The organism is Rubrivirga sp. (genome assembly GCF_049648075.1).
Taxonomy (GTDB): domain Bacteria; phylum Bacteroidota; class Rhodothermia; order Rhodothermales; family Rubricoccaceae; genus Rubrivirga.
Genome location: NZ_JBARYR010000004.1, coordinates 1 through 4,042, shown reverse-complemented (window position 1 = coordinate 4,042; position 4,042 = coordinate 1). Strand labels below are relative to the sequence as shown.

General features: G+C 69.0%; 4 protein-coding genes. All 4 read right to left on the bottom strand.

Annotated features, from left to right (window positions below):
- Positions 1-81: 81 nt before the first annotated feature.
- A complete protein-coding gene (gene guaA / locus WBA11_RS00155; protein ID WP_424518710.1) occupies positions 82-1,680 on the bottom strand; it encodes a glutamine-hydrolyzing GMP synthase in 1,599 nt (532 codons plus the stop codon).
- A gap of 177 nt (positions 1,681-1,857) precedes the next feature.
- Positions 1,858-2,241: a glycine cleavage system protein GcvH gene (gene gcvH / locus WBA11_RS00150; RefSeq protein ID WP_424518709.1), complete on the bottom strand. Its 384-nt coding sequence runs from the start codon at positions 2,239-2,241 to the stop codon at positions 1,858-1,860.
- Between the two features lie 74 nt (positions 2,242-2,315).
- Positions 2,316-3,662 (bottom strand): acetyl-CoA carboxylase biotin carboxylase subunit, encoded by a 1,347-nt coding sequence (gene accC, locus WBA11_RS00145; RefSeq protein ID WP_424518708.1) that lies wholly within the window; start codon positions 3,660-3,662, stop codon positions 2,316-2,318.
- Positions 3,663-3,725: 63 nt separating this feature from the next.
- Positions 3,726-4,042 (bottom strand): acetyl-CoA carboxylase biotin carboxyl carrier protein (accB, locus tag WBA11_RS00140; protein WP_424518707.1); only part of this gene is annotated, 317 nt, incomplete at its 5' end.

Below are 4,042 nucleotides of genomic sequence, written 5' to 3'. Positions count from 1 at the left end.
TCGGGCCGAAGAGCTAGCGCCCGTCTTCGTCCTCGAGGTCGCGTAGTTCACCTCGAGGACGAGCTCCGACCTCGAGGTCGTCTACTCCCACTCGATGGTGGCCGGCGGCTTCGAGGACACGTCGTAGGCGACGCGGTTGATGCCGCGGACCTCGTTGATGATCCGGTTCGAGGCGCGGCCCAGGACCTCGTAGGGCAACCGTGCCCAGTCCGCGGTCATGCCGTCGGTCGAGGTCACCGCGCGCAGGCAGACGGCCTGCTCGTAGGTCCGGAAGTCGCCCATGACGCCGACGGACTGGACGGGGAGCAAGACCGCGAAGGCCTGCCAGACGTCGTCGTAGGTGCCGGAGCTCTCGAGCTCGTCGAGCCAGATCGTATCGGCCTGGCGAAGCAAGTCACACGCGTCGCGCGAGACCGGCCCGAGCACGCGGACGGCGAGGCCGGGGCCGGGGAACGGGTGCCGACGGATGATCGCGTCGGGCACGCCCAACTCGCGGCCGACGTCGCGGACCTCGTCCTTGAACAACTCGCGGAACGGCTCCAACAACTCGAAGCCCAGCTTCTCGGGCAGCCCGCCCACGTTGTGGTGCGTCTTGATGGTCGCCGAGGGGCCCTTGAACGAGACGCTCTCGATGACGTCGGGGTACAACGTGCCCTGCGCCAAGAACCGCGGCTTGCGGCCCAGCCGCTCGGTCACGGCGACCGTCTCGGCCTCGAAGACCTCGACGAACGTCCGCCCGATGATCCGGCGCTTCTCCTCGGGGTCGGCCACGCCCTCGAGGCGTTCCAGGAACAAGTCGCTCGCGTCGACGGCGACTAGGTCGAGGTCGAACCCGTCGCGGAAGGTGTTCTGGACCTGCTCGAACTCGCCCGCGCGGAGCAGTCCGTTGTCGACGAACACGCACGTCAGCTGGTCGCCGATCGCACGCGAGATCAGCGCCGCGGCCACCGACGAGTCCACGCCACCGGAGAGCCCCAGGATCACGTGGTCGTCGCCGACGGTCTCGCGGATGCTCTCGACCTGCTCCTCGATGAACGAGCCCATCGACCAGTCGCCCCCGAGCGCGCAGACCTCGAGGACGAAGTTGCGCAGCATGGTCGCGCCGTGCTCCGTGTGGACGACCTCGGGGTGGAACTGGACGCCGTAAATCGGGCCGTGGTCGGAGTCGGGCTCGGCGGCGACGGCCGCGATGGGCGCGTTCTCCGTCGCGGCGACCGCGCGGAAGCCGGCCGGCAGCTTGGTCAGGTGGTCGCCGTGGCTCATCCAGACGACGGAGCCCTCGGGCACGCCGCGGAACAGACCGTTCTCCTCGTGCGACACGATGGGCGAGCGCCCGAACTCCCGCCGCTCCGAGGGCTCCACGCCACCACCGAGCGCGTGGGCGAGCGCCTGCAGCCCGTAGCAGATGCCCAGCACGGGGACGGGCTGTCCCGCCCTCGAGGACGACTCCGGCGCGGTCAGCGACAGCAGCGACAGATCGATCTGCGGACCGGCTTGGTCGTACACCGACATCGGTCCGCCGGACAGGATGAGGCCGCTCGGCTCGAGCGCCGCAATCGAGGCGGGGTCGGCCGTGCACGGGTGGATCTCGCAGTAGACGCCGGCCTCGCGCACGCGCCGCGCGATGAGCTGGGTCGTCTGGCTTCCGAAGTCGAGGATGACGACGAGGTCGTGGGTCATGGGTGGGTTTTAGGGGTTGGGTTTCGGGGTTTGGGGGTGTCAGACCTCAGCCTCGAGGTCGAGAACGGAGTGCTCGGCGGCACCAGGCCGACCTCGAGGACGAGCGGGCCGAGCGGATGAGATCGACCTCGAGGACGGATCGTGCCCCAAAACCCAACCCCTAACCCCCAAAACCCATCACGCGCCGATCATCTCTTTGTAGTCGTCGACCGACAGTAGGCCGTCGATGTCGGCGGCGCTGCGCGGCGTGATCTTGATCATCCAGCCGTCGCCGTAGGGGTCGCCGTTGACCGACTCCGGCGACCCATCGAGGTCGTCGTTCACGGCTTGGACGGTGCCCGCGACGGGCGCGAACAGCTCGCTCACCGTCTTGACCGCCTCGACGGTCCCGAACGAGTCCTCGGCCTCGAGGTCGTCGCCGGCCTCGACCTCGTACTCGACGAACACGATGTCGCCCAACTCGCCCTGGGCGTAGTCCGTGATGCCGACGACGGCCACGCCGTCCTCGAGGCGGACCCACTCGTGGTCCTTGGTGTAGCGGAGGTCGTCGGGGAAGGTCATGAGGGATGCGGGATGGTAGAGGGACGGAGGGATGTGGGGCGAGCGGAAGGACTCATCCCTCCGTCCCGCATCCCCTATCCCTCCGCTTTCAGCTCGAAGCTCTCGAGGAACTTGGTGTCGAAGTCGCCCGCGATAAAGCGGGGGTCTTTGAGGAGCTGCTGGTGGAAGGGGACGGTCGTCTTGACGCCCTCGATGATGAACTCGTCGAGGGCGCGGAGCATCTTGGCGATCGCGCGTGGCCGGTCGTCCTCGCGGACGATGAGCTTGGCGATCATCGAATCGTAGGTCGGCGGGACGGAGTAGCCAGAGAAGACGTGGGTGTCGCAGCGGACGCCTCGGCCCTTGGGGCTGTGGAACGCCGTGATGGTGCCGGGGCTGGGCGAGAAGTTGCGGAACGGGTCCTCGGCGTTGATCCGGCACTCTATCGACCAGCCCTCGGGCGTCCGCCCGCCCGACGTGATCGTCTCGCCGTCGGCGACGCGGAGCTGCCACTCGATCAGGTCCGTGCCCGTCACCTCTTCGGTCACCGGGTGCTCGACCTGGATCCGGGTGTTCATCTCCATAAAGTAGAAGTCCCCGTTCTTGTCGACCAGGAACTCGACGGTTCCGGCGCCGCGGTAGTTGACCTCGAGGGCGCCGGCGATGGCGGCCTGGCCCATTCGCTCGCGCAGGTCGGCGTCCATGATGGGCGAGGGGGCTTCCTCGAGCAGCTTCTGGTGGCGCCGCTGGATCGAGCACTCGCGCTCGCCAAAGTGGACGACCGTGCCCTGGCCGTCGCCGACGAGTTGGATCTCGATGTGGCGCGGCTCCTCGACGAACTTCTCGATGTAGAGGCGGCCGTCGCCGAACGCGTTTTCGGCCTCGGTTCCCGCTGCGACGAACAGCTTCTCGAACTCGCCTTCGTCCCGGGCCATCCGCATGCCGCGCCCGCCACCGCCCGCCGACGCCTTGATCATGACGGGGTAGCCGGCCTCGAGGGCGGCTCGCTTGCCGTCCTCGACGGTGCCGACGGCGCCGTCGGAGCCGGGCACGACCGGGACGCCGGCCTCGCGCATGGTCTCCTTGGCGACGGACTTGTCGCCCATCTGAGCGATCGTCTCGGCACGCGGCCCGATGAACGTCAGGTCGTGGTCGTCGCAGACGCGCGCGAAGTCGGCGTTCTCCGAGAGGAAGCCGTAGCCGGGGTGGATCGCGTCGGCGCCGGTCACCTCGGCGGCGGCGATGATCGACGGGATGTGGAGGTAGCTCTTGGCCGAGGGCGGCGGGCCGATGCAGACGGCCTCGTCGGCGAACTTGACCGGGAGCGAGTCGCGGTCGGCGGTCGAGTACACCGCGACGGTCTCGATCCCCATCTCGCGGCAGGTCCGGATGATGCGGAGCGCGATCTCGCCGCGGTTGGCGATCAAGACTTTTTTCAACATGCGGGGCGCGGCGAGCCTGCGGGCCTCGAGGACGGGCCGAGCCCGGCGGCCTCGAGGGCGGCGCTAGGCCTCGATGACGAAGAGGGGCTGGTCGTACTCGACGGGCTCGGCGTTCGAGGCCAGGATCTGCTTGACGGTCCCGGCGGTCTCGGCGGGCACCTCGTTCATCAGCTTCATGGCCTCGATGATGCACAGCGTCTGCCCGACCTCGACGCGGTCGCCGACCGTGACGAACGGGTCGGCGTCGGGGGCTGGCGCGGCGTAGAACGTGCCCACGATGGGGGCCAGCGCCAAGGTCTCGTTGGCACCGGAGCCGGGCTCCTCGGGCGCCGCCGGGGCAGCGGCTGGAGCTGCCGCTGGCGCAGCAGCGACAGGAGCGG

Coding starts and splice junctions, on each gene's coding strand:
- guaA (WP_424518710.1), bottom strand. CDS start 1,680: ATGACCCACGACCTCGTCGTCATCCTCGACTTCGGAAGCCAGACGACC.
- gcvH (WP_424518709.1), bottom strand. CDS start 2,241: ATGACCTTCCCCGACGACCTCCGCTACACCAAGGACCACGAGTGGGTC.
- accC (WP_424518708.1), bottom strand. CDS start 3,662: ATGTTGAAAAAAGTCTTGATCGCCAACCGCGGCGAGATCGCGCTCCGC.